We start from the raw sequence: 20,097 nt of genomic DNA on the forward strand, positions 1-20,097 counted from the left end.
CGCCGATCAGTCGATCATCGCGGTGGCTTCGACCTCGACCAGATGCTCGGGGATGTCCAGTGCCGCGACGCCCAGCAGCGTGACCGGCGGGACCGGGGTGCCCCCCAGCTTCTCGGACGCCCGGGAGATCCCCTCCAGGAGGGCGGGCATCTTGTCGGGGGTCCAGTCGACGACGTAGGCGGTCAGTTTCGCCACGTCGTCGAAGGAGCCGCCGACCCCGGCCAGGGCGGTGCCGATGTTGAGGTAGCACTGCTCGACCTGAGCAGCGAGGTCACCTTCGCCGACCGTGACCCCATCGGCGTCCCAGGCGACCTGCCCGGCGATGAAGACCAGCTTCGAACCGGTCGCGATCGACACCTGCCGGTACACGTCGATCTTCGGCAGTCCGTCGGGGTTTACGAGGGTGATGGCCATGTTGTTCGCCTTCTTGCCAGGAGAGTCCACGGGCTCACTTCCAGCAAACCAGGACTCCCGTGCTCTCTTGTGGTTACTTGGGAACCGTAGGAGAGTGAGCGCTGACATGGAAGAACGCACTTTTCAGTGACTGGGGAACCTAATGGTGACCAAGCAGTTCAGCGGCTCGCCCGAAGACGCGGATCTGAGGCGCGCGGACTCTCTGGCGCGGGAGATCTTCTCGGACGTCGCCAACAAGTGGGCGCTGCTGATCATCGAAGCCATGGGGGAACACACCCTGCGTTTCAGCGAGCTGCGCAATGAGATCGAGGGCATCAGCCACAAGATGCTCACCCAGAACCTGCGCATGCTGGAGCGCAACGGCCTGGTCGACCGGACCGTGCACCCCACCGTGCCGCCGCGGGTCGAGTACGCCCTCACCGAGGCGGGCCGAGGCCTGCGCCGGACGGTCGACAGCATGTGCGACTGGACCCACCAGTACCTCGGTGACATCGAGGACTCCCGCCGCCGCTTCGACACCTGACAGGCCCTGACAGGACCTGCCAGGGCCCAGGGAGGGAGCGCCACGGGCGGGCGGTGGGGGTGCGCTGCACGCCCACCGGATCGCCGGGCAACACACGAGGGCCCGCCCCGCGCAATGCGGAACGGGCCCTCGAATCGGAGCGCCGGGCAGGCCTTGCACCTGCATTTCCCCGCAGGAAGCGGGGCGTCTTTCCTTGGACCACCAACGCACGACCAGATACCGGGAGTTCCGGCGACCGGCTCATGATCCAGTCTAGCCCACGCCAGGCAGTGCCCAGCCCACGGCCGGCAGCGCCGAAGCCACCTCCCATGTGATCGATTGATCGGTATCATGAACGCATCGCGCGCAACCGATCGCGCGAGCCGCCGCGGGTGGCGCGGCAGGGGCGGACGAGAGCGGTGGGGACATGCGGGAGACGGCGCAGAAGCGGCAGGCCCGGATCGCGGAGGTGGTGCGGGACAGGGGCGTCGCACGCATCACCGATCTCGCCGACGAACTAGGCGTCTCCATCGTGACCGTGCGGCGGGACGTCGAGGACCTGGCCCGGCGCGGAGAGGTGCGCCGCGGGCACGGGGTGGCCCGTTCGCTGCGGCCGGTGGCCGAGGAGGTCGCCGCCGGGGGTGACGCCGTCGCCATGATCGTTCGCGAGACCAACACCTACCTCACCGAGGCCGTGCAGGGCGCGCGGGAGGCCGCGGAGAAGGCCGGCCTGCGGCTGGCACTGCACATCGCCCCAGGTGACGACGGGGCCGAGCGCGAGGCGGTGCGCCAGGCACTGGACGCCGGGGCGCGCGGGCTGCTGCTGTCGCCGCACTGGCGCACCCGGGCCGAGGCCGAGGCCGACCACTCATGGATGGCCGCCCTGGACGTCCCCACGGTGCTGGTGGAGCGGCGTCCCGCACGGACCAGCGGGATCTACTCGCTGGACTGTGTGCGCTCGGACCACGCGTACGGCGTGCATCTGGCGCTCGGGCACCTGGTCGGGCTCGGGCACCGGCGGATCGTTCTGGCGGCGCGCGACGACAGCCCCACCGCGCGGGTCATCCGGGCCGAGTTCGCCGAGCAGACCGCCGCCCGGGGACTCTCCGACGGGTGCCGCACGATTCTCAGCTCGCGCACCGCGGGCCCCGACCCGCGCGTCGCCGACCCACGGGCGGTCGACCTGGCAGAGGTCGTCGAGGAAAGCGGGGCCACGGCGGTGCTGATCCACAGCGACGTGGACGCACTGGTGCTCGTACAGCGGCTGCAGGCGGCGGGCATCGACGTGCCGGGACGCTGTTCGGTGGTCGCGTACAACGACGTGGTCGCAGACATGGGGCCGGTCCCTCTGACGGCCGTCGCCCCGCCCAAGGCTGAGCTCGGCCGGAGCGGGGTCGAGCTGCTGCTGCGCCGGCTCGACATGGGGCGTGGCGGACTGCGGCCCGGCGCCACCCGGCACGTGGAGCTGCTGCCTGACCTCGTGATCAGGGAGTCCACGGCCCCGGCGGCAGCCGTCTGATCGGTTCCGGCCGGGTTCCCGGGGCTCAATGGGCTCCAGGGGGCCAGGTCCCTCAGAGTGTTGTTCGTTTGACCGTTTAAGTTTCTTCTGTTCGATCTATTGACGCTTTTTTCTGCGCCGCTCAGGATGCCCGTAACCCAGCAACGACGCGGGAGGGGCTCATGCGAAGTAGTCGCAAGGCCGGAGCGGCACTGTTCACGATTCTCGCCGTCCTGATGACGGGCTGCTCCGCCTCGGACAGCAGCACCAGCGCCAGGAACGGCCCGGTCCATCTCACGTTCTGGTCGGCGCTGCGCGGCACCCAGGAGGTCGTCGACGAGTACAACCGCATCCAGAACAAGGTGAGGGTCGACTACCAGCAGGTCCCCTCGGGTCCTCAGGGCGGCTGGGCCAAGCTCAGCAACGCCGCCCGCGCCGGCAACGCGCCCGACGTCGCCACCATGGAGTACCCCCAGCTGCCCGGCTACGCCATCGACGGCGTGCCCCGCGACATCACCGATCTCCTGCCCGACTCGGCGCGCCGGAAGATCCTCCCGCAGGCGCTGGACCTCACCACCCTCGACGGACGCACGTACGCCGTGCCCGTGGACATCGAGCCGATGATGTTCTTCTACCGCAAGGACGTGTTCACCAAGTACGACATCCCCGTCCCGAAGACCTGGACCGAGTTCGAGAGCGCGGCGCGCCAGCTCAAGAAGGCCCAGCCCCGTTCCCGTATCGCCAGCTTCTTCACCAACGGCTCGCAGCACATGGCCGGGTTCTCCTGGCAGGCCGGCGGCCAGTGGTTCAGGACATCCGGCGACGCCTGGCAGATCTCCCTGGCCGACGCCCCGACCCGCAAGGTCGCCGCGTACTGGCAGGGCCTGGTGGACCAGGACCTGGTGCGGGTGGAGCCGGTGGACAGTCAGCAGTGGCGGGCGCATCTGCAGAACGGAGAGACCGTCGGCTACATGGCGGGCGCCTGGGCGGCGGGCTCGTTGATGAACTCCACCCCCAGCGGCAAGGGCAAGTGGGCCATCGCACCCCTCCCCCAGTGGGACCCGGCCAAGCCGTCCCTCGGTACCCAGGGCGGATCGACCTTCGCCGTCACCAAGGACAGCAACCATCCCAAGGAGGCGCTGGAGTTCATCACGTGGATGGTCACCAGCCCGGACGCCCTGCGCGCCAAGCTCTCCAGCGGCATCAGCAGCGCGTTCCCCGTGGTGCCTGAACTGGTTCCCGTCGCCCGCAAGGAGATGGACACCAGCTACTACTCGGGCCAGGACATCTTCGGCCTCTTCCAGCAGTCCGCCCAGCTGATCTCCCCCCGGTGGAAGTGGGGGCCGCGCATGACCTCCACCATCACCTCCGTCGAGGACGGCTTCGCGAAGGCCGGAGCCGGCCGCGGCAGCATCGTCGAGGCGCTCCGTGAAGGGGAACGCAGGACGCTGCCCGACCTCAAGAGCCTCGGCCTGTCGGTCACTACCAACTGAGGTGCACCCGTGAGCACAGTGATCTCACCAGGGCGACGCACGGCCACGACAGCGTCGTCCGCGAAACCCGCCCGTCCCCGTAGAGCCGGACGCCGACAGCAGGTGCTCGCCTGCGTCACGCTCATGGCCCCGTTCACGGCACTCCTCATCGCCGTGTTCCTCGTACCCGTCGGCTACGCCATCGGCCTCAGCCTTTTCGGCGAGGACCACAAGGGGCTGGGCTTCGGCGGCGGCACCACCGTCTTCACCGGGCTGCGCAGCTACCTCGCCGTGCTGCAGGACCCCAGCTTCGTGTCCGGGTTCGGCGCCATCGCCCTCTACTGCGTGATCTTCGTACCGGTCGTCGTGATCGGCGCGCTCGCGCTCGCCCTGCTCCTCGACTCCGGACTCGTCCGGCTGCGGCGCACCGCGCAGATGCTGCTGTACCTGCCGCACGCCGTACCCGGCATCATCGCCGCCGTCATCTGGCTGTACCTCTACACCCCCGGCCTCAGCCCGGTCATCAAGCTCCTCGCCCAGGGTGACATCACCGTCGACTTCCTGGGGATGAACACCGTGCTGCCGTCGATCGTCAACATCGCCCTGTGGAGCGGCCTCGGATACAACATGGTGATCTTCTACGCCGCACTCCAGGCAGTGCCGCGCGAGGTGATCGAGGCGGCACGGATCGACGGCGCCGGCGGCTTCCGCACCGCGCTCATGGTCAAGGTGCCCATCATCAAGGGATCCGTTCTGATGGTGTGCATGTTCGCCCTGATCGGCGCGCTCCAGCTGTTCACCGAGCCCATGCTGATGAACCAGGCCACGCCGATGGTCAACTCCCGCTTCACCCCGAACATGTACATCTACGACGCGGCCTTCCGCCGCAACAACTACGGACTGGCCTCCGCGGCCTCCGTCATCCTCCTCATCGTCACCTGCGCTCTGTCGTACGCCGTGACTCGCTGGACCGGCCGCAAGGAACGGAGCGCGCGATGACCACACACCAGCTGATGCCCACGAAGGGGCTGACGGCCACCAACAGATCGACGTTCGCGAGCAGGCTCACGAGCCGTGCCGCCGCCAACACCATCGTCCTCATCGCGGCGCTCTACACGCTGCTGCCCGGTCTGTGGCTGCTGCTGGCCGCCACCAAGAACTCCGACGCGCTCTTCAGCAGCGACATCCTCTCCTTCGGGGACTTCTCGCTCTGGCGCAACCTCACCGACCTGTTCGCCATGGAGGAGGGCATCTACGGGCGGTGGTACGTCAACAGCCTGCTGTACGCGGTCGTCGGCGCCCTCGTCGGCTCGCTGATCAGCGTCTCCGCCGGGTACGCCTTCGACAAGTACGAGTTCCGGCACAAGGAAAAGCTGTTCGGTCTCGTCCTCACCGGCGTCATGGTCCCGCAAACCGTGCTGGCCCTCCCGCTCTACCTGGTGGCCTCCGGAGTCGGCATGGTCAACACGTTCTGGGCGGTTTTCATCCCGGTCCTGTTCAACCCCTTCGGCGTGTACCTCGCCCGACTGCTCAGCAGCGGCTACGTACCCAACGAGGTGCTGGAGGCCTCCCGGGTGGACGGCGCGGGCGAACTGCAGACGTATATCCGTGTCAGCCTGCGCATGCTCGGCCCCGGATTCGTCACCGTCTTCCTCTTCCAGCTCACCGCCATCTGGAACAACTTCTTCCTGCCCATGGTGATGCTCTCCGACCAGGACCTCTATCCACTCAGCCTCGGGCTCTACACCTGGAACAGTTCCGCCACCGTCTCACCCGAGTACTACCCGCTCGTCGTCATCGGCTCGCTGCTCGCCGTGGTGCCGCTGATCGTCGCGTTCATCACTCTGCAGCGCTACTGGAAGTCAGGTCTCACCGCAGGGAGCGTCAAGTGACCCACCCCGACCTCCGGCCCCACACACGCCCGCGCGCCGTGCTCGCCATGGCGCGGAAGACCGCGCAACAGGTCCTCGACACGGACGTACGGGCCCGGCTGGCCGCCCTCACCGACATCGACCCGAACCTCGTCCTGGACGATCTCACCACCCCCACCGCACACCGCGCGCTCGCCGACGCCGAACTGCTCATCACCGGCTGGGGCTGCCCGCCCATCGACGCGGCGGCACTGGACGCCGCACCCCGGCTGCGCGCGGTCGTGCACACCGCCGGGACCGTACGCCACCACATCACCGCCGCGTGCTGGGAGCGCGGACTCACGGTGTCCTCCGCGGCCGTGGCCAACGCCGTACCGGTCGCCGAGTACACCCTCGCCATGATCCTGCTCGCCAACAAACGGGTCCTCGACACCGCCCGTCTCTACCGCCTCGAACGCCGCCGCACCGACTGGAACGAACGGCACCCGGAGGCGGGCAACTACCGCAGGACCGTGGGCATTCTGAGTGCCTCGATCATCGGACGCCGCGTCATCGACCTGCTCCGCCCGCACGACCTGACGGTGCTGCTCCACGACCCCTACGTCAGTGACACCGAGGCCCGTGACCTCGGGGCGCAGCCGGTCTCCCTTCCGGAGCTGTTCACTGCCAGCGATGTCCTGAGCGTCCACACACCGCTGCTGCCCGAGACGCGGGGCCTGGTCAGCCGCGAGTTCCTGGGAAGGATGCGTACGGGCAGCACGCTGATCAACACCGCGCGCGGGGCCGTCGTCGACCAGGCCGCCCTCACCGACGAGGTGGTGTCCGGGCGGCTCCACGCGATCCTGGACGTCACCGAGCCGGAGGTACTGCCTGCCGACTCGCCGCTGTGGGACTGCCCGGGTGCCCTCATCACCCCGCACATCGCCGGCTCGAAGGGCGGGGAACTGCGCCGCCTGGCCGACCTGGCGCTGGCCGAGGTCGAGTCGTACGCCCTCGGCCGCCCCTTCGCCCATCCCGTCCGGCCCGAACACCTGGCCCGCCTCGCCTGAGCCCCGACGAAACGAACAGGAGACGTGGCCCCACCCATGCTTGAACACCCCCTCCCCACGGCCCCCGAGGAAGACCGCACCCTCAGCCCGCACACCGGATACACCCGCGCCCACTGGGAAGCCACCGCCGACCAGCTGCTGACCGCCGCCCTCCGCTACGCCACCCCCGGCCACGCCCTGATCGACCTGCCCGGACCGCCCTCGAAGTCGGGGGTGCGCTCCGACGGCCTGGAGGGGTTCGCGCGTACGTTCCTGCTCGCCGCGTTCCGCACGGCCGGTGCGTCCGGCAAGGACCCGCACGGCTTCCTGGAGCGCTACACCGCCGGCCTGGTGCGCGGCACCCGCTCCCCCGGCCGGGACGACGCCGAGTCCTGGCCGGAGATCGGGCACCACGGCATCCAGGGCCAGCCGATGGTGGAGTCCGCCTCCGTGGCGCTGGCGCTGCGGCTGACCGCGCCCTGGACCTGGGACACCCTGCCCGCTGCCGACCAGGACCGTGTGGAACGGTGGCTGCGCGGCGCGCTCAGGCACACGCCCGCCCCCAACAACTGGTACCTCTTCCCGTTGACCGTCGCGGGCTTCCTGGAATCCGTCGGGCGCGGCGACGCCGAGACACGGCACGCGATCGAGCGCGGGCTCGCCCTGCTGGACGGCTGGTACCAGGGGCAGGGCTGGTACTCCGACGGTGACGGCCGGTCCTTCGACCACTACAACGGCTGGGCCCTCCACTTCTACCCGCTGCTCCACGCCCACCTCGTGGGGGACCAGGCGCTGCTCGACCGGCTCGGCCCGCGGCTGCGGGAGTTCCTCGACGGCTTCGCGTTGCTCTTCGACGCGAACGGCGCGCCCATCCACCACGGGCGCTCCCTGACGTACCGCTTCGCCGCCGTCACCGCCGTGGCCCTCGGTGCCCTCACCGGCCAGACCCCGCTCGCCCCCGGCGTCACCCGGCGGATCCTCAGCGGGGCGCTGCGCCACTTCCTCGACCGCTCCGCGCTGACCTCGGACGGCGTGCTCAGCCTGGGCTGGTACGGCCCGCACGAGGCGACCCTCCAGCGCTACTCCGGGCCCGGCTCCCCGTACTGGGCCTCCAAGGGCTTCCTCGGCCTGCTCCTCCCGCCCGAGGACCCGGTGTGGACCGCGACCGAGGAGAACGCGCCCGTCGAGGGGCCCGACAGCACGCTCGCCCTCCCGGCTCCCGGGCTGCTGATCCAGACCACTGGCCGGGACGGCCTGGCGCGCCTGCACAACCACGGCAGCTTCAAGCGGGACCTCCGGGAACCGGAGCGCGCCCCCGGCAACCCGCTCTACGCCCGTCTCGCGTACTCCACGCGCACCGGCCCGACCAGCGCCGCCAACACCCCGGACAACGACATCGCGCTCCAGGCGCGTGGAACCCGCAGTGCCCGGCTGCGCATCACCCCCCTCGCCGCCGGCCCCGACTGGCTCGCCTCATGGCACAGGCCGGTCTTCCCCGAGGGCGGTCCCGCCCTCCCCTCGGCCCGGATCGAGAGCCTCACACTGGCCCGCGGCCGTCTCGAACTGCGAGTGCACCGCACGGTGGGCGTACCGGCCGGAACGCCGATCCACCACAGCGGTTGGGCCGTCGCCCTCGCGCCGGGCGCGGCCGCCGAAACCGAACAGACCGCGGAGGTACGGCTCGACGGACCGGAGGTGACCAGTCAGCTGTTCGGCCTGTACGGCTGGCAGACGCAGCGCGCGGTCCGCGCACCGCAGGGCACGGCCTACGGACCCTGGGCCCTCGTTCCCGAACTCACCGGAACCGTGGGGGCGGACCCGGCCGGCACGGTGTTCGCCGCGCTGGCCTCCCTCACCGGCGAACCCGGCGCGTCCCCGCTCACCGGGCTGGCCACCGCCGAGGTGAGCGGCCTCACCGTCGTCGTCCGCTGGGCCGACGGAGGCCGTACGGTCGTGGACTTCGGCACCGAGGTGCCCTCGGTCACCGAGGAGGCGGTGTGAAGGGCGTGATGCCGCGCCTCGGCCTGTGCTCCGTCACCCTCCGCCACGTGGACGTGGCCGGGGTCCTCGCGGCGGCGGTCGAGGCGGGCCTGGACTGTGTCGAGTGGGGCGCCGACATCCACGTACCGGCGGGGGACGAGGCCGCCGCCTCCCGGGTCCGGGCCGCCACCGAGGAAGCGGGCCTCGCGGTCGCCTCCTACGGTTCGTACTACCGGGCCGGGAGCACCGACCCCGCGTCGTTCGACGGCGTCCTGCGTTCCGCCGTGCTGCTGGGGGCGCCCCGGATACGGATCTGGGCGGGGGCGACGGGCACCGACGAGACCTCACCCGAGGGACGGACGGCGGTCATCGAGGACACCCGCCGGGCGGCGAAACTGGCGGCCGAAGCGGGCGTCCAGCTCGCCTACGAGTTCCACCGCAACACCCTCACCGACGGAGCCGACCGCACCCTGCGGCTGCTCAACGCGGTGGACCACCCCGACGTCCGCACCTACTGGCAGCCACCGCTCGACCTTCCCGACGCGGAGGCCATCGCCGGTCTCGACACCGTGATCGACCGGGTTGCCGCCGTGCACGCCTTCTCCTGGTGGCCCGGCACCACCCGCCACCCGCTCTCCACCCGCGCCGAACTGTGGCGTGCGGTTCTCGCCCGCCTGCGGACGCGGCGCCGGCCGCTGGACGTCCTTCTCGAGTTCGTCCCCGAGAACGACGAGAAGGTCCTCGCCCGCGAGGCCAGGACCCTGAGGTCCCTGGCCGCCGAAGACGGAGCGGGCGAGGGCTCGGAGTGAACGGGTGACGGAGCTTTCCGGCTCCGTCACCCTTACCGGCTACTCTCCGGCGCGCGGCACGTCCCAGCGGGCGAGGTCTCTCAGCCAGGCATTCGCCGTACCGTCCGACGGTGCCCGCCAGTCGCCGCGGGGCGACAGGGAACCACCGGCCAGGACCTTCGGCCCGTTCGGCATGGCCGAGCGCTTGAACTGCGCGAACCCGAAGAAGCGGCGGCAGAAGTACTCCAGCCAGTGCCAGATCTCCGGCAGGTCGTACGCCACCCGCTCGGCCTCGGGGAACCCGGGCGGCCAGGCGCCGGCGTCCCGGTCGTGCCAGGCGTGCCAGGCCAGGAAGGCGATCTTCGACGGCCGCAGTCCGTGGCGCAGTACGTGGAAGAGGGTGAAGTCGTGCAGCGCGTACGGGCCGATCTTGGACTCGGTGGACTGCAGTTCCTCGCCCGGTACGAGCTCCGGGCTGATCTCGGTGTCGAGGATCGCGGCCAGCGTCTCGTTGGTCTCCTCGCTGAACTGGCCGCTGCTGATGACCCATCGGATGAGGTGCTGGATGAGCGTCTTCGGCACGCCGGAGTTGACGTTGTAGTGGCTCATCTGGTCGCCGACGCCGTAGGTGCACCAGCCGAGCGCGAGTTCGGACAGGTCACCGGTGCCGAGCACGATGCCCCCGCGCTGGTTGGCCAGCCGGAACAGGTAGTCGGTGCGCAGCCCGGCCTGCACGTTCTCGAAGGTCACGTCGTACACCGGCTCACCGGACGAGAACGGGTGCTCCATCTCCTGGAGCATGAGCCGGGCGGTCGGCGTGATGTCCAGTTCGGCCGCGGTGACACCGAGCGCGCGCATCAGCTTGTGGGCGTTGCCCTTGGTGTGCTCGCCAGTCGCGAAACCAGGCAGTGTGAAGGCCAGGATGTCGCTGCGGGGGCGGCCCGCACGGTCCATGGCACGGGCGGCGACGATCAGCGCGTGTGTGGAGTCGAGGCCGCCCGACACACCGATGACGATCTTCGGACCGCCGATCGCCGCCAGTCGCTGCTGCAGGCCCGCGACCTGGATGTTGTAGGCCTCGTAGCAGTCCTGGGCGAGGCGGGCGGGGTCGGCCGGCACGAACGGGAACCGCTCGATACGGCGGCGCAGTCCGAGGTCGGTGGCGGGCGGGTCGAGCCGGAACGGCACGTACCGGAAGCCGCTGGTGCGGGCGGCGTGGACACGGCGGTTGTCGTCGAAGGTTCCCATCCGCTGGCGGGCCTGCCGCAGCAGGTCGAGGTCGATGTCGGCCACGGCGTACTGATCGCCCTGCGGGAACCTGTCGGTCTCGGCCAGCAGGACGCCGTTCTCGTAGATCATGGTCTGGCCGTCCCAGGACAGGTCGGTGGTCGACTCGCCCAGACCGGCCGCCGCGTACACGTAGGCGCCGAGGTAGCGTGCGGACGCCGAGCGGCACAGCAGCCGCCGGTCCTCGGCCCGCCCGACCGTGATCGGGCTGCCCGAGAGGTTGACGAGTACGGTCGCTCCGGCCAGCGCCGCCTCCGCGCTCGGGGGCACCGGCACCCACATGTCCTCGCAGATCTCCGCGTGCAGCACCAGGCCGGGGACGTCCTCGGCCGCGAAGAGCAGGTCTGTGCCGAACGGCACGGTCGCGCCGCCGACGCGGATCGTCCCGCCGCGCTCGTCGTCGCCCGCGGCGATCTGCCGCCGCTCGTAGAACTCGCGGTAGTTCGGCAGGTAGGACTTGGGCGCGACGCCGAGGATCCGCCCACGGTGCACGATCACCGCGCAGTTGTAGATCCGGTTGCGGTGGCGCAGCGGGGCGCCGACGACGAGCACCGGCAGCAGCTCGGCCGACCCGGCCACCACGGCCTGGACTGCCGCCTCGACCTCGTCGAGCAACGCGTCCTGCAGCAGCAGGTCCTCGATCGAGTAGCCGGACAGGCAGAGTTCGGGGAACACCGCGACGGCGACCCCCTCCTGTGCGCACTGGCGCCCCTGCCTCAGGACCGCCTCCGCGTTGGCGGGCGCGTCGGCGATGGCCGCATGGCCTGTGCACGCGGCGATCCGCGCGAAGCCGTGCTGATAGATCGACCAGAAGTTCACGATGCGAAGTGCCCCTTCCCGGCAGCTCCATGTGGCTGAGCATGTCACTCAGCACCGTCAGTCGGCGCGGACCGGCCTTTCGAAGAAGGTCTCCAGTACGACCGTCGCCTGCGTCCCGCTCACGCCCTCGATCAGGTAGAGCCGCCGCAGAACGTCCTGCAACTGCTCCGTGGTGGCCGTGCGCACCTTCACGAGGACGGAGGCGGTGCCCGCGATGATGTGGGCTTCCTGAATCTCGGGGATGGCGGCGAAGGATTCGGTCGCGTCCCCCATCCAGGCCGATGAGTCGACCATGACGAAGGCGAGTACACCGCGCCCGAGGGCGGTCGGGTCGACATCCACGGTCGTGCGGCGGATGACACCGCGTTCACGGAGCTTGCGTACGCGATCATGAGCCGCGCCGGCTGACAGGCCGACCACTTTTCCGAGCGTCGCGTAGGCCTGTGTGGCGTCACGCTGAAGCTCTGCGATCAGTGCTCTGTCGACGTCGTCCACGATCCCGTTGCCCATCCCCATGCCTTCACGATATCCGGTTCGGACACACTAAGATCACACCGAACGGCATTCAGCCACCCTGGGAGAGGGGTAGTGCATGTCCGGCGATCTGGTCAAAAATCTGTACGAGGTTCTGGACGAGCGGTTTCTCACCGGGAGGTGCGCCAACGGTGACGCACGGCTGGAGCGGCTGCACTCCGACTGCCGCTGGGCCGAGGGGCCGCTCTATCTGCCCGCCTGGCGGCAGCTGATCTGGAGCGACATTCCCAACGACCGCCTGCTGCGCTGGGACGAGACAACGGGCGCGATCGGGGTCTTCCGCTCCCCGGCCGGGCACGTCAACGGCAACACCCTCGACCGTGAGGGCCGGCTGGTGAGCTGTGAGCAGGGCAACCGCCGGGTCACCCGCACCGAGCACGACGGCCGCCTCACCGTGCTCGCCGACCGCTTCGAGGGCAGGCGTCTCAACAGCCCGAACGACGCCGTCGTGCGCTCCGACGGGTCGGTCTGGTTCACGGACCCGGACTTCGGGATCACCAGCGATTACGAGGGCCACCGTGCCGAGAGTGAGATCGGCGCCTGTGACGTCTATCGGATCGACCCCGTGACGGGCGGGGTCCACCGGGTCGCGGACGGTTTCGGCGGACCGAACGGCCTGGTCTTCTCACCGGACGAGAAGCTGTTGTACGTCGCCGACACGAAAGCCGGACAGATCCGCGTCTTCGACGTGCAGGACGATCGCGCCCTCTCGCAGGGCAGGGTTTTCGCCGAGCGCGCCGCCGACGGTTTCGACAACATCCGCTGCGACGACCAGGGGCGGCTGTGGGCCGCCGCGTTCGACGACGGGGTGCACTGCTACCACCCCGACGGCACCCTCATCGGAAAGCTGCACGTGCCCGAGCCGGTGTCGAACATCGCGTTCGGCGGCCCGAAGAACAACCGGCTGTTCATCACGGCGACGACCTCGCTGTACTCACTCATGATGTCCGTGACGGGCCTGCCCCGGGTGCTGTGACAGCCGTACGACCGTGCCGCCGTCACCGTCCCGTCAGTGGGGGATCGAGTCGATCAACTCGCGGGCGCCCTGGCGCAGGAGGGTGACGGCGACCGCGGTGCCCAGGGTGGCCGGGTCGAGACGGCCGGCCCATTCGTGGGCGTTGAGGACGGTCTTGCCGTCGGGGGTGAACACGCAGGCGCGCAGGGACAGTTCGCCGTTGCGTCCGACCTTGGCGTAGCCGGCGATGGGCGAGTTGCAGTGCCCCTGGAGGACGTGGAGGAACATGCGCTCGGCGGTGGCCTCGCGGTGGGTGTCGGGGTGGCCGAGGGCGCTGACGGTGTCGATGAGACCGGTGTCGTCCTCGCGGCACTGGAGGGCGAGGATTCCGGCACCGATCGGGGGCATCATCACGTCGGCCGGCAGGACCTCACTGATGACGTCCGGGCGGTTGATGCGTTCGAGGCCGGAGACGGCCAGCAGGAGGGCGTCGGCGTCACCGGCGGCGAGTTTGTCGAGGCGCCGGTTGGCGTTGCCGCGCATGGGGACGCACCGCAAGTGAGGGTGGGAAGCGGCCAGTTGGGCGATGCGGCGCACGGAGGAAGTGCCGATGCGAGTGCCGTCCGGCAGCTCGTCGAGGGTGAGGCCACCGGGGTGGACGAGGGCGTCGCGGATGTCGTCGCGTTTCAGGAACGCGGCGAAGACGGTTCCGGCGGGGAGCGGGCGGTCGGCGGGGATGTCCTTGACGCAGTGCACCGCGAGGTCCGCCTGCCCGGCGAGAAGGGCGGCGTCGACCTCCTTGGTGAACGCCCCCTTGCCCTCGACCTTCGCGAGGTCGCCCATCCACTTGTCGCCGGTCGTCTTCACCGGCACGACCTCGGTGCGGATGCCTGGGTGAAGCGCGGCCAGCTCGGCGCGGACGCGCTCCACCTGGGCGAGTGCCATGGGCGAGTCACGGGAGACGATGCGGATCAGCTCGGAGGCGGTCATGCCGTCCACGTTAGGCCCTCACACTCGGGCCCCGAGGAGCAATCCGGTGGCTCGGCTCGGCGGTGTGACCCAGAAGTCGGAGTTCTCGATCTGGTGTGCGCTCGACCTCGGAGACACCCGGCTACTCCGCACCCTCCGCGTCAGCGCCGGCGCGGCTGGCCAGTCGTTCGTATCGCTGCCTTGCGGCCTGCGGGGTGCCGAGCCCGAGCCCGAAGGCGATCTCCTGCCAGGTCATGCCTCGGCCGCGCGCCATCTGGAGCAGTCCGGCCTCCAGTTCGTCCATCTCTCCGCGAACCAGCGGGACGAGGCTCAATGCCGCGGTGATATCGGCCTGATCCACCTCCGGTTCGCCGTCATCCGGCTGTGCGGCCCCACTGAGCAGGAACGACACGAGCCGGACGGCTTCATGCGGCCCGAGGACCGAAGGGTGGACCTGGCGGCGGCGTTGCTCGTCGGTGGCCGCGTGCCGTTCGGCGATGCGGAACAGGGACGCGTACACGCGTTGCGCGCGCGCCTGCTCCGGCTGTGGCGGCGTGAAGGGGTCGGTGGGCGGATCAGGGGTGACGGTCATGACTTCAGGATGCGGCGACGAACGTACCGATGTCAACTGAACATTGTGAACAACTTGTTCAATTGGCCGCTATTGCGACCGAGCGGCGGCCATCCCGGCAGGACGGCCGCCGCTCGGTGATGTTGGGCTAACTGGCCATTGAGGGCGTGTAGGGGGACAGAGCCGGAGCGAGTTGCACTCCCGGGGCCAGGCCGAGGGCGACGAGGGCGTCGGGCAGGCCGCGTCCCACGCGGGCCGCCTCCGTGGTTCCCGGGGTGGCCAGCCTGCGGCAGCTGGCGGCGACGAGTTCGAACAGGTGGTTGACCCGGCCCGGTCCACGAGGGAGCAGCTGGCCGTGGAGATCCTCGTGGTGGGCGAGCACGAGGGCAGCGAGGCCGGCGACGTGGGCCGAGGCCGTGCCGGTGCCGTCGAGGGCCGCGTAGCCGCCCTGAGGGGAACACGACAGGACCGCCACGCCGGGGGCGGCCGCGTCGACTCCGGGGCCGTAGCAGCTGAACGGCGCGGCGAACAGTCCTTCCGGTGTCAGCTGCGAGCCCGAATGGGTGGCCTGTGACGTGTCCGGCGGGTAGGAGCCGAAGACTCCGAGCGCACCCACGGCGAACACGGTGGGCAGCGAAGCGGGGAAGGCGACCGGCCCGCCCGTGTCGCCCGCCGGGGCGACGCAGGCGATACCCGCGGCATTGGCGTCGGCGAGTTTGCGTGAGACCAGGGCCGACGAGTACGGGGTGGCCAGCGCGATGTGGGCGATATCGATCTCGCGCTCGATGCAGTAGTCCAGGGCGGCGATCAGATCACTGAAACAGCCGTCCGGCAGCAGTTGGCACACCTCGATCTCGGCGTCGACCGCGATGCCGACCAGGCCCGTGCCGGTGTCCGCTCCGGCGATGATGCCCGCCGCGTGCGTACCCGTACCCACCCGGTCGCGGGCCCAGCTCGGCTCCTTCCCCGGGCCGAGACCGGTCCCGGAGCGCACCCGTTCCTTCAGGTCGGGGTGGTCGGCGGCGACGCCCGAACCGATGAGCGCGATCTTGATTCCGAAGGCGCGGAACGTGGGAGGCAGCCGGTCCAGCCGCATGGCCTTCTGGCCCCAGCCGTACTGCTGCCTCTCCTCCAGCCCCGGGGCCACCTTGCCCAGCGGTGTGAGGGTGACCAGGTTCTCCTGGCCCACCGACAGTTCCGGGCGATGGATCCAGCGGTCCAGGTAACCGCCCGTGGGCCGGACGTACAGGGACTGGACGGACTCCGGGGTCTCCGTGGCCAGTGCGACGGTGACCTTCCCGTCGGCCCCGGTGATCCCCTGGCCCGGCCATGTCGCTCCGATCAGGAACACCCCCGCTCCGGCCAGCGGTTCACCCTCCGGCCCGCACACCCGCAGCGAGATCTCCACAGGTTCGTCCATCGGCATGACCAGCCCCGGGTCGCGAAGCGGCAGGATGCCCGCGGTCGCCGCGGCCGTGGGCCCGGTTCCGGACAGCGGCAGGTCCGGCTCGATGTGTACGTGCAGTGATCGCATCGCCGGCACCTGGGACTCGGCTGCCTCCACCACCGCGATGTCCGGGCAGGAGGGGTGCAGCCCGGCCGCCCGAAGCTTCTCCGACGGCTGGAGCTTGCGGATCACCTTGACCTCGGGCATCCGCTCCAGCCGGTCGCACACCTCGTCCACGCTGAGCTCGGACACTCCGGGTGGGAGCAGATGCTGGGGCAGCGGTGTCACCATGTACCGCTCCCGGCGCGGTTGCACGGAGACCGGTGACCGCGCGCCCTTCTCCCGTGGTTCCGCTTGCCTGCCCTCGGGTTCGCGCCCTCCCCCGGCGCCCCCCTCGGACCCGCTTGCGCGGCTGTTTCCGGGCCTTTCCTTGACCATCACGTCCACCTTCACCACGCTTACGTCGTACCTGGGCGTAACTGACCTTCTGATCGGGCGACGGGGCGGCTCGCGCTCACACGCTGATGCGGTGTGCCCGGTAACTCCGGGCACACCGCATCGCGCCGCCCTCAGGTCAGCCGATACCGAACGGCTGGCCCATCTGGCCGATGCCGAAGCCTGGCTGTTGGTACTGCCCGAACGGCTGCTGCTGGTGCTGCTGGCCCATCTGGCCGAACCCACCGCCCCACTGCTGCTGCCCCTGCTGCCCCTGCTGCCCCTGCTGGCTCTGCTGGCTCTGCTGGAGCAGCGCCACGATCGCGTTCGGCAGCGCCTGCTGCACGGACTGCTCCACCGCGTGCCGCACACCCGAGGCCAGCGAGCGGTGCAGCGCCAGGGCCAGGTACGGGTGCGCCTGCTGGGCCATGCCCTGCTGCTGGAGCTGCTGCTGGACCTGCTGGATCTGCTGGAACGTCTGCTGCACCTGCTGCGCGACCTGCTGGGCCGTCTGCTGGCACGCCTGCTGGATGGTCTGGTGGACCAGCTGGGCGATCTGCTGTCCCCCGGCCTGCTGCATGGGTTGGGTACCGGTCATGACCGACATGAATGCTCCGTTCAATGCCACCACACGGAAAGCCGACATCGCATATATCGGCTTTGTCGTATACGACGACTTTCATGAAGCTAAGTCGGCCGCGACACAGCCGCAATCCGAGGACTGCGCTTGGAGGACTGTGCTTGGAGGACTGCGCCTGCGCGCCCCCCGACCGCAGCTCCGCGGCTCAACGGCTGCCGCGGGCGGCATAGGTGATCAGGCCTCCGACAGCCAGAACCGCGGCGACCACGGAGGCGGTCGTGCTGTCCGATGGCTGCATGGGCCAGGCGAGCACCCTCAGGAACGCCGGTTCCGTGAGAGGGGGAACGACCGCGGCGGCTCCCGCCCCTGCGGTCGGCAGGGTCCAGGCGAGTTGGTGGCCCAGCGCGGCAGCCGCCAGGGCGGTGAGTCCGACGAGGCCGGCCGTGGCACGCAGGACGATGGCCGTCGGCGCGTCACTCGAAGCGGCGGCGACCGCGAACACCACGAGGGCGACGGCCACGACATGAGCTGTGCGCCAGAAGGCCCAGCGGGTCGCCGCCGTACGTTCCAGCGCGGCGGCGGCACCACCGAGGCCGTTGCCGAGCACGCCCAGACCGAGGCCCAGGGCCAGTACGGCGAAGACGCGTGTCTGGAGCGGGCGTTCGGGGGCGTTTCCGAGCAGGGCCACCACGGCGACTGCGGCCGCCGCCACGCCCAAGGCGACGGGAACCTGACGTGACCTCAGGTACAGCGTGAGAAGGCGCATCAGGAAGCGTCCTTGGCCAGCGCCGCGGCGAGGTCTCCCCGGCAGGTCAGCCCTGCCTCGCGTACGGCGGTGATCCGGCGCACCTGCTCCTGGGCGGGCAGCGCCCTCAACTCCCGCCACGCCGCGGCCCGGGCGTCCGCTTCCTCGCCGGGCAGAACGGTCTGGCCCGGCGCCGGATAGCGGCCGTACAGCCACGCGCCTGCGACAGCGCGCGCACCGTAGGCGACGGGCTCGCAGGGGCGGGTTCCCGCACCGGCGAGGATGCTCACGACCAGGGCGTCCTCGCTGTCGGCGGCCCAGCCGCGGCCGAGTACGTAGTTGTCGGAGTGCAGCCACACCTCGCCTGCTGGCTGCGGGCCCGGGCGGTCGCCGGTGACCTCGTGCACCGAGGTGGGTGCGTCGGGCAGCTTCGCCAGCAGTGTCAGCGCGCGGCGGGCCGGTCCGACCAGCTCGGGCAGGCCCCGCTCGTGCGCCTTGGTCACGCACACCGTGGGGCCGCCGTCGTGGGTGCAGACCTCGGCCGTCGCGCCCTCGTCGCGCTGCAGGCCGGCGGCCGGCTCGGCACCCAGCAGCGGCATCGCCAGGACGAGGCCGAGCAGCGCGGGTACCGGCGCGACGGCAGCAGTCGTGCGGCGCCGGGCGGCCATGAGCAGAAGCAGCCCGCTGCCCGCCAGGCCGGTGAACCAGAGCGACTGCGCCAGACTCACCGAGCCGACGATCGTGGTGAACTCGTCGAAGTTCGTGGTGAGGTTGGGCGCCAGCAGGGAGACGGAGCCGGGCTGCGAGGACTTGGACAGCTGGACCGGAAGGAGCAGCGCCAGGAAGCCCGCCACCACCAGTACCGGAGGGGTGTAGACCGACGGGAGGAGCCGTCCGACACCCATGCCCAGCCATCCGGCCGCGACCAGGGTCAGTGCTCCCACGGCCGTTATGGGCAGCCAGTCACCGGACAGGTAGTCGGTTCGGCCGGCGACCCGGACCGCGCCCGCGGCGAGCGTCAGCAGGTAGCCGAGGATCAGGCAGAGCGCCAGTGCGACGGCGCTGGGCAGTGTTCGCCGCCAGGCCGGCAACGGCGTGGTGCCGAGCAACTCCTCCATGCCGCAGCGCCGGTCACGCCGGGCCTGCCAGGCACCTGAACCGAGGGCCAGCGGCCAGAGCAGGACCAGCATGATCCGTTGGAAGGCGGCCAGCATCGTCCACTGCGCGTCCCACAACTCCCCCTGACTGGACAGGACCAGTGACCACAGTCCGGCGGCCCCGAGTGCGGCGATGAGTGCACCGCTGACCGGCGCGGCGGACCGGCGCAGCTCCGTGCTCAGGATCCGCATCGTCATCGGCCCGCCTCCCGCCGTGCGCGGGGGCGAGCGAGGAGGGCGGTGTAGCCGCGCTCAATCGGGCTGTCCCCGACGTCCCGCGCGTCGCCGAGGGCGGCCACCTCCTCGGGTGTCCCCTGGAACACCATCCGGCCCTCGTCGACGAGCACGACGTTGGTACAGGACGCGGCGACGTCCTCGACCAGATGGGTGGACACCAGCACGCACGCCTGCTCGCCGAGATCACGCAGGAGCGTGCGGAACTCCAGGCGCTGCGCCGGGTCCAGGCCCACGGTCGGTTCGTCGAGCAGCAGCACGTCCGGATCGTTCACGATCGCCTGGGCGATGCCGGCGCGGCGCAGCATGCCTCCGGACAGCGTCTTCATCCGGTCATGGGCGCGATCGGCGAGTCCGACGCGCTCGATCGCCCGCTGCACCGCGTCGGGAACCTGACGTGCGTCCATCTTCTTCAGCCAGGCCATGTACTCCACGAACTCGCGCAGGGTGAACCGCGGGTAGTAGCCGAACTCCTGCGGCAGGTATCCGATCCTCCTCCGCAGCGGACGCAGGTCGGTCCGGCCACCGATGCGTCGGCCGAGCAACTCCAGTTCGCCGCCTGTCGGTTGCAGCACGGTCGCCAGCGAGCGGATCAGCGTCGTCTTGCCGGCGCCGTTGGGGCCGAGCAGTCCGTGCACGCCTTGGCCCAGCCGCAGGTCGAGGCCGTCGACAGCCGTGCGGCGTCCGGCCCGCACGCGTAGGTCCCGGGCGTGTATGTGCCAGGCGTATGTGGTCGGCGCCAGGTCGGCGGAGGTCACCGCACGCACCATCGTGTCTCCTGTTCGTCCGTTGGTCGGGGGTCTCATGTGTC

The 20,097-nt window shown here is 70.4% G+C and carries 19 protein-coding genes; 9 read left to right on the forward strand and 10 right to left on the reverse strand.

The window, feature by feature from the left end; translation table 11 throughout:
- Positions 1 to 6: 6 nt before the first annotated feature.
- Entirely contained in the window at positions 7 to 414 is a 408-nt protein-coding gene (locus FPZ41_RS06315) for a RidA family protein (RefSeq protein ID WP_152859970.1), read from the reverse strand.
- 142 nt (positions 415 to 556) lie between these two features.
- On the opposite strand from FPZ41_RS06315, the gene FPZ41_RS06320 reads away from it, so the two are divergent.
- The 8 genes from FPZ41_RS06320 to FPZ41_RS06355 all read left to right on the forward strand — a co-directional run bounded on the left by FPZ41_RS06320 (position 557) and on the right by FPZ41_RS06355 (position 9,574).
- Positions 557 to 937 (forward strand): winged helix-turn-helix transcriptional regulator, encoded by a 381-nt coding sequence (locus tag FPZ41_RS06320; RefSeq protein ID WP_152859919.1) that lies wholly within the window; start codon positions 557 to 559, stop codon positions 935 to 937.
- 406 nt (positions 938 to 1,343) lie between these two features.
- Positions 1,344 to 2,435 carry a LacI family DNA-binding transcriptional regulator gene (locus FPZ41_RS06325; RefSeq protein WP_152859921.1) on the forward strand — a complete coding sequence of 364 codons (1,092 nt, stop codon included), beginning with the start codon at positions 1,344 to 1,346 and terminating at the stop codon, positions 2,433 to 2,435.
- A 161-nt stretch (positions 2,436 to 2,596) separates the two neighbouring features.
- Entirely contained in the window at positions 2,597 to 3,907 is a 1,311-nt protein-coding gene (locus tag FPZ41_RS06330; protein WP_152859923.1) for an ABC transporter substrate-binding protein, read from the forward strand.
- A 9-nt stretch (positions 3,908 to 3,916) separates the two neighbouring features.
- On the forward strand, positions 3,917 to 4,885 hold the full coding sequence (locus FPZ41_RS06335) for a carbohydrate ABC transporter permease (protein ID WP_407698755.1): 969 nt from the start codon (positions 3,917 to 3,919) through the stop codon (positions 4,883 to 4,885).
- A 14-nt stretch (positions 4,886 to 4,899) separates the two neighbouring features.
- Positions 4,900 to 5,778 (forward strand): carbohydrate ABC transporter permease, encoded by an 879-nt coding sequence (locus tag FPZ41_RS06340; RefSeq protein WP_181587276.1) that lies wholly within the window; start codon positions 4,900 to 4,902, stop codon positions 5,776 to 5,778.
- On the forward strand, positions 5,775 to 6,806 hold the full coding sequence (locus FPZ41_RS06345; protein ID WP_407698756.1) for a hydroxyacid dehydrogenase: 1,032 nt from the start codon (positions 5,775 to 5,777) through the stop codon (positions 6,804 to 6,806). The genes FPZ41_RS06340 and FPZ41_RS06345 overlap by 4 nt, the downstream gene beginning before the upstream one ends.
- Positions 6,807 to 6,842: 36 nt before the next feature.
- Positions 6,843 to 8,786, forward strand: coding sequence for a DUF2264 domain-containing protein (locus tag FPZ41_RS06350; protein WP_152859927.1), 1,944 nt, complete (start codon positions 6,843 to 6,845; stop codon positions 8,784 to 8,786).
- Positions 8,783 to 9,574 carry a sugar phosphate isomerase/epimerase family protein gene (locus FPZ41_RS06355; RefSeq protein WP_322619882.1) on the forward strand — a complete coding sequence of 264 codons (792 nt, stop codon included), beginning with the start codon at positions 8,783 to 8,785 and terminating at the stop codon, positions 9,572 to 9,574. Before FPZ41_RS06350 ends, FPZ41_RS06355 begins: the two co-directional genes overlap by 4 nt.
- A 39-nt stretch (positions 9,575 to 9,613) precedes the next feature.
- Here the strand turns inward: FPZ41_RS06355 and FPZ41_RS06360 are convergent, their stop codons facing one another.
- Both FPZ41_RS06360 and FPZ41_RS06365 read right to left on the reverse strand, forming a co-directional pair.
- On the reverse strand, positions 9,614 to 11,659 hold the full coding sequence (locus FPZ41_RS06360; protein ID WP_322619883.1) for an NAD(+) synthase: 2,046 nt from the start codon (positions 11,657 to 11,659) through the stop codon (positions 9,614 to 9,616).
- A 57-nt stretch (positions 11,660 to 11,716) separates the two neighbouring features.
- Entirely contained in the window at positions 11,717 to 12,154 is a 438-nt protein-coding gene (locus FPZ41_RS06365) for an Lrp/AsnC family transcriptional regulator (protein WP_131561380.1), read from the reverse strand.
- Between the two features lie 97 nt (positions 12,155 to 12,251).
- On the opposite strand from FPZ41_RS06365, the gene FPZ41_RS06370 reads away from it, so the two are divergent.
- Positions 12,252 to 13,169 carry an SMP-30/gluconolactonase/LRE family protein gene (locus FPZ41_RS06370; RefSeq protein ID WP_152859929.1) on the forward strand — a complete coding sequence of 306 codons (918 nt, stop codon included), beginning with the start codon at positions 12,252 to 12,254 and terminating at the stop codon, positions 13,167 to 13,169.
- 33 nt (positions 13,170 to 13,202) lie between these two features.
- On the opposite strand, the gene hemC is transcribed toward FPZ41_RS06370, so the two are convergent.
- The 7 genes from hemC to FPZ41_RS06405 form a co-directional block, all read right to left on the reverse strand.
- Entirely contained in the window at positions 13,203 to 14,138 is a 936-nt protein-coding gene (hemC, locus tag FPZ41_RS06375) for a hydroxymethylbilane synthase (protein WP_152859931.1), read from the reverse strand.
- Positions 14,139 to 14,259: 121 nt separating this feature from the next.
- Complete coding sequence (locus FPZ41_RS06380) at positions 14,260 to 14,709, reverse strand: DNA-binding protein (protein WP_152859932.1); 450 nt, start codon at positions 14,707 to 14,709, stop codon at positions 14,260 to 14,262.
- Between the two features lie 127 nt (positions 14,710 to 14,836).
- Positions 14,837 to 16,426, reverse strand: coding sequence for a S8 family serine peptidase (locus FPZ41_RS06385; RefSeq protein ID WP_228022520.1), 1,590 nt, complete (start codon positions 16,424 to 16,426; stop codon positions 14,837 to 14,839).
- Between the two features lie 283 nt (positions 16,427 to 16,709).
- Complete coding sequence (locus tag FPZ41_RS06390) at positions 16,710 to 17,168, reverse strand: hypothetical protein (RefSeq protein ID WP_152859934.1); 459 nt, start codon at positions 17,166 to 17,168, stop codon at positions 16,710 to 16,712.
- 187 nt (positions 17,169 to 17,355) lie between these two features.
- The gene (locus FPZ41_RS06395; protein ID WP_152859936.1) at positions 17,356 to 17,916 is read right to left on the reverse strand and encodes a hypothetical protein; all 561 of its coding nucleotides are present in this window, start codon (positions 17,914 to 17,916) and stop codon (positions 17,356 to 17,358) included.
- Positions 17,916 to 19,250: a hypothetical protein gene (locus tag FPZ41_RS06400; RefSeq protein WP_152859938.1), complete on the reverse strand. Its 1,335-nt coding sequence runs from the start codon at positions 19,248 to 19,250 to the stop codon at positions 17,916 to 17,918. Before FPZ41_RS06400 ends, FPZ41_RS06395 begins: the two co-directional genes overlap by 1 nt.
- Entirely contained in the window at positions 19,247 to 20,056 is an 810-nt protein-coding gene (locus FPZ41_RS06405; protein ID WP_152859940.1) for an ABC transporter ATP-binding protein, read from the reverse strand. Before FPZ41_RS06405 ends, FPZ41_RS06400 begins: the two co-directional genes overlap by 4 nt.
- Between the last annotated feature and the right edge of the window lie 41 nt (positions 20,057 to 20,097).

It is taken from the genome of Streptomyces acidicola (assembly GCF_009377235.1).
Taxonomy (GTDB): Bacteria; Actinomycetota; Actinomycetes; order Streptomycetales; family Streptomycetaceae; genus Streptomyces; species Streptomyces acidicola.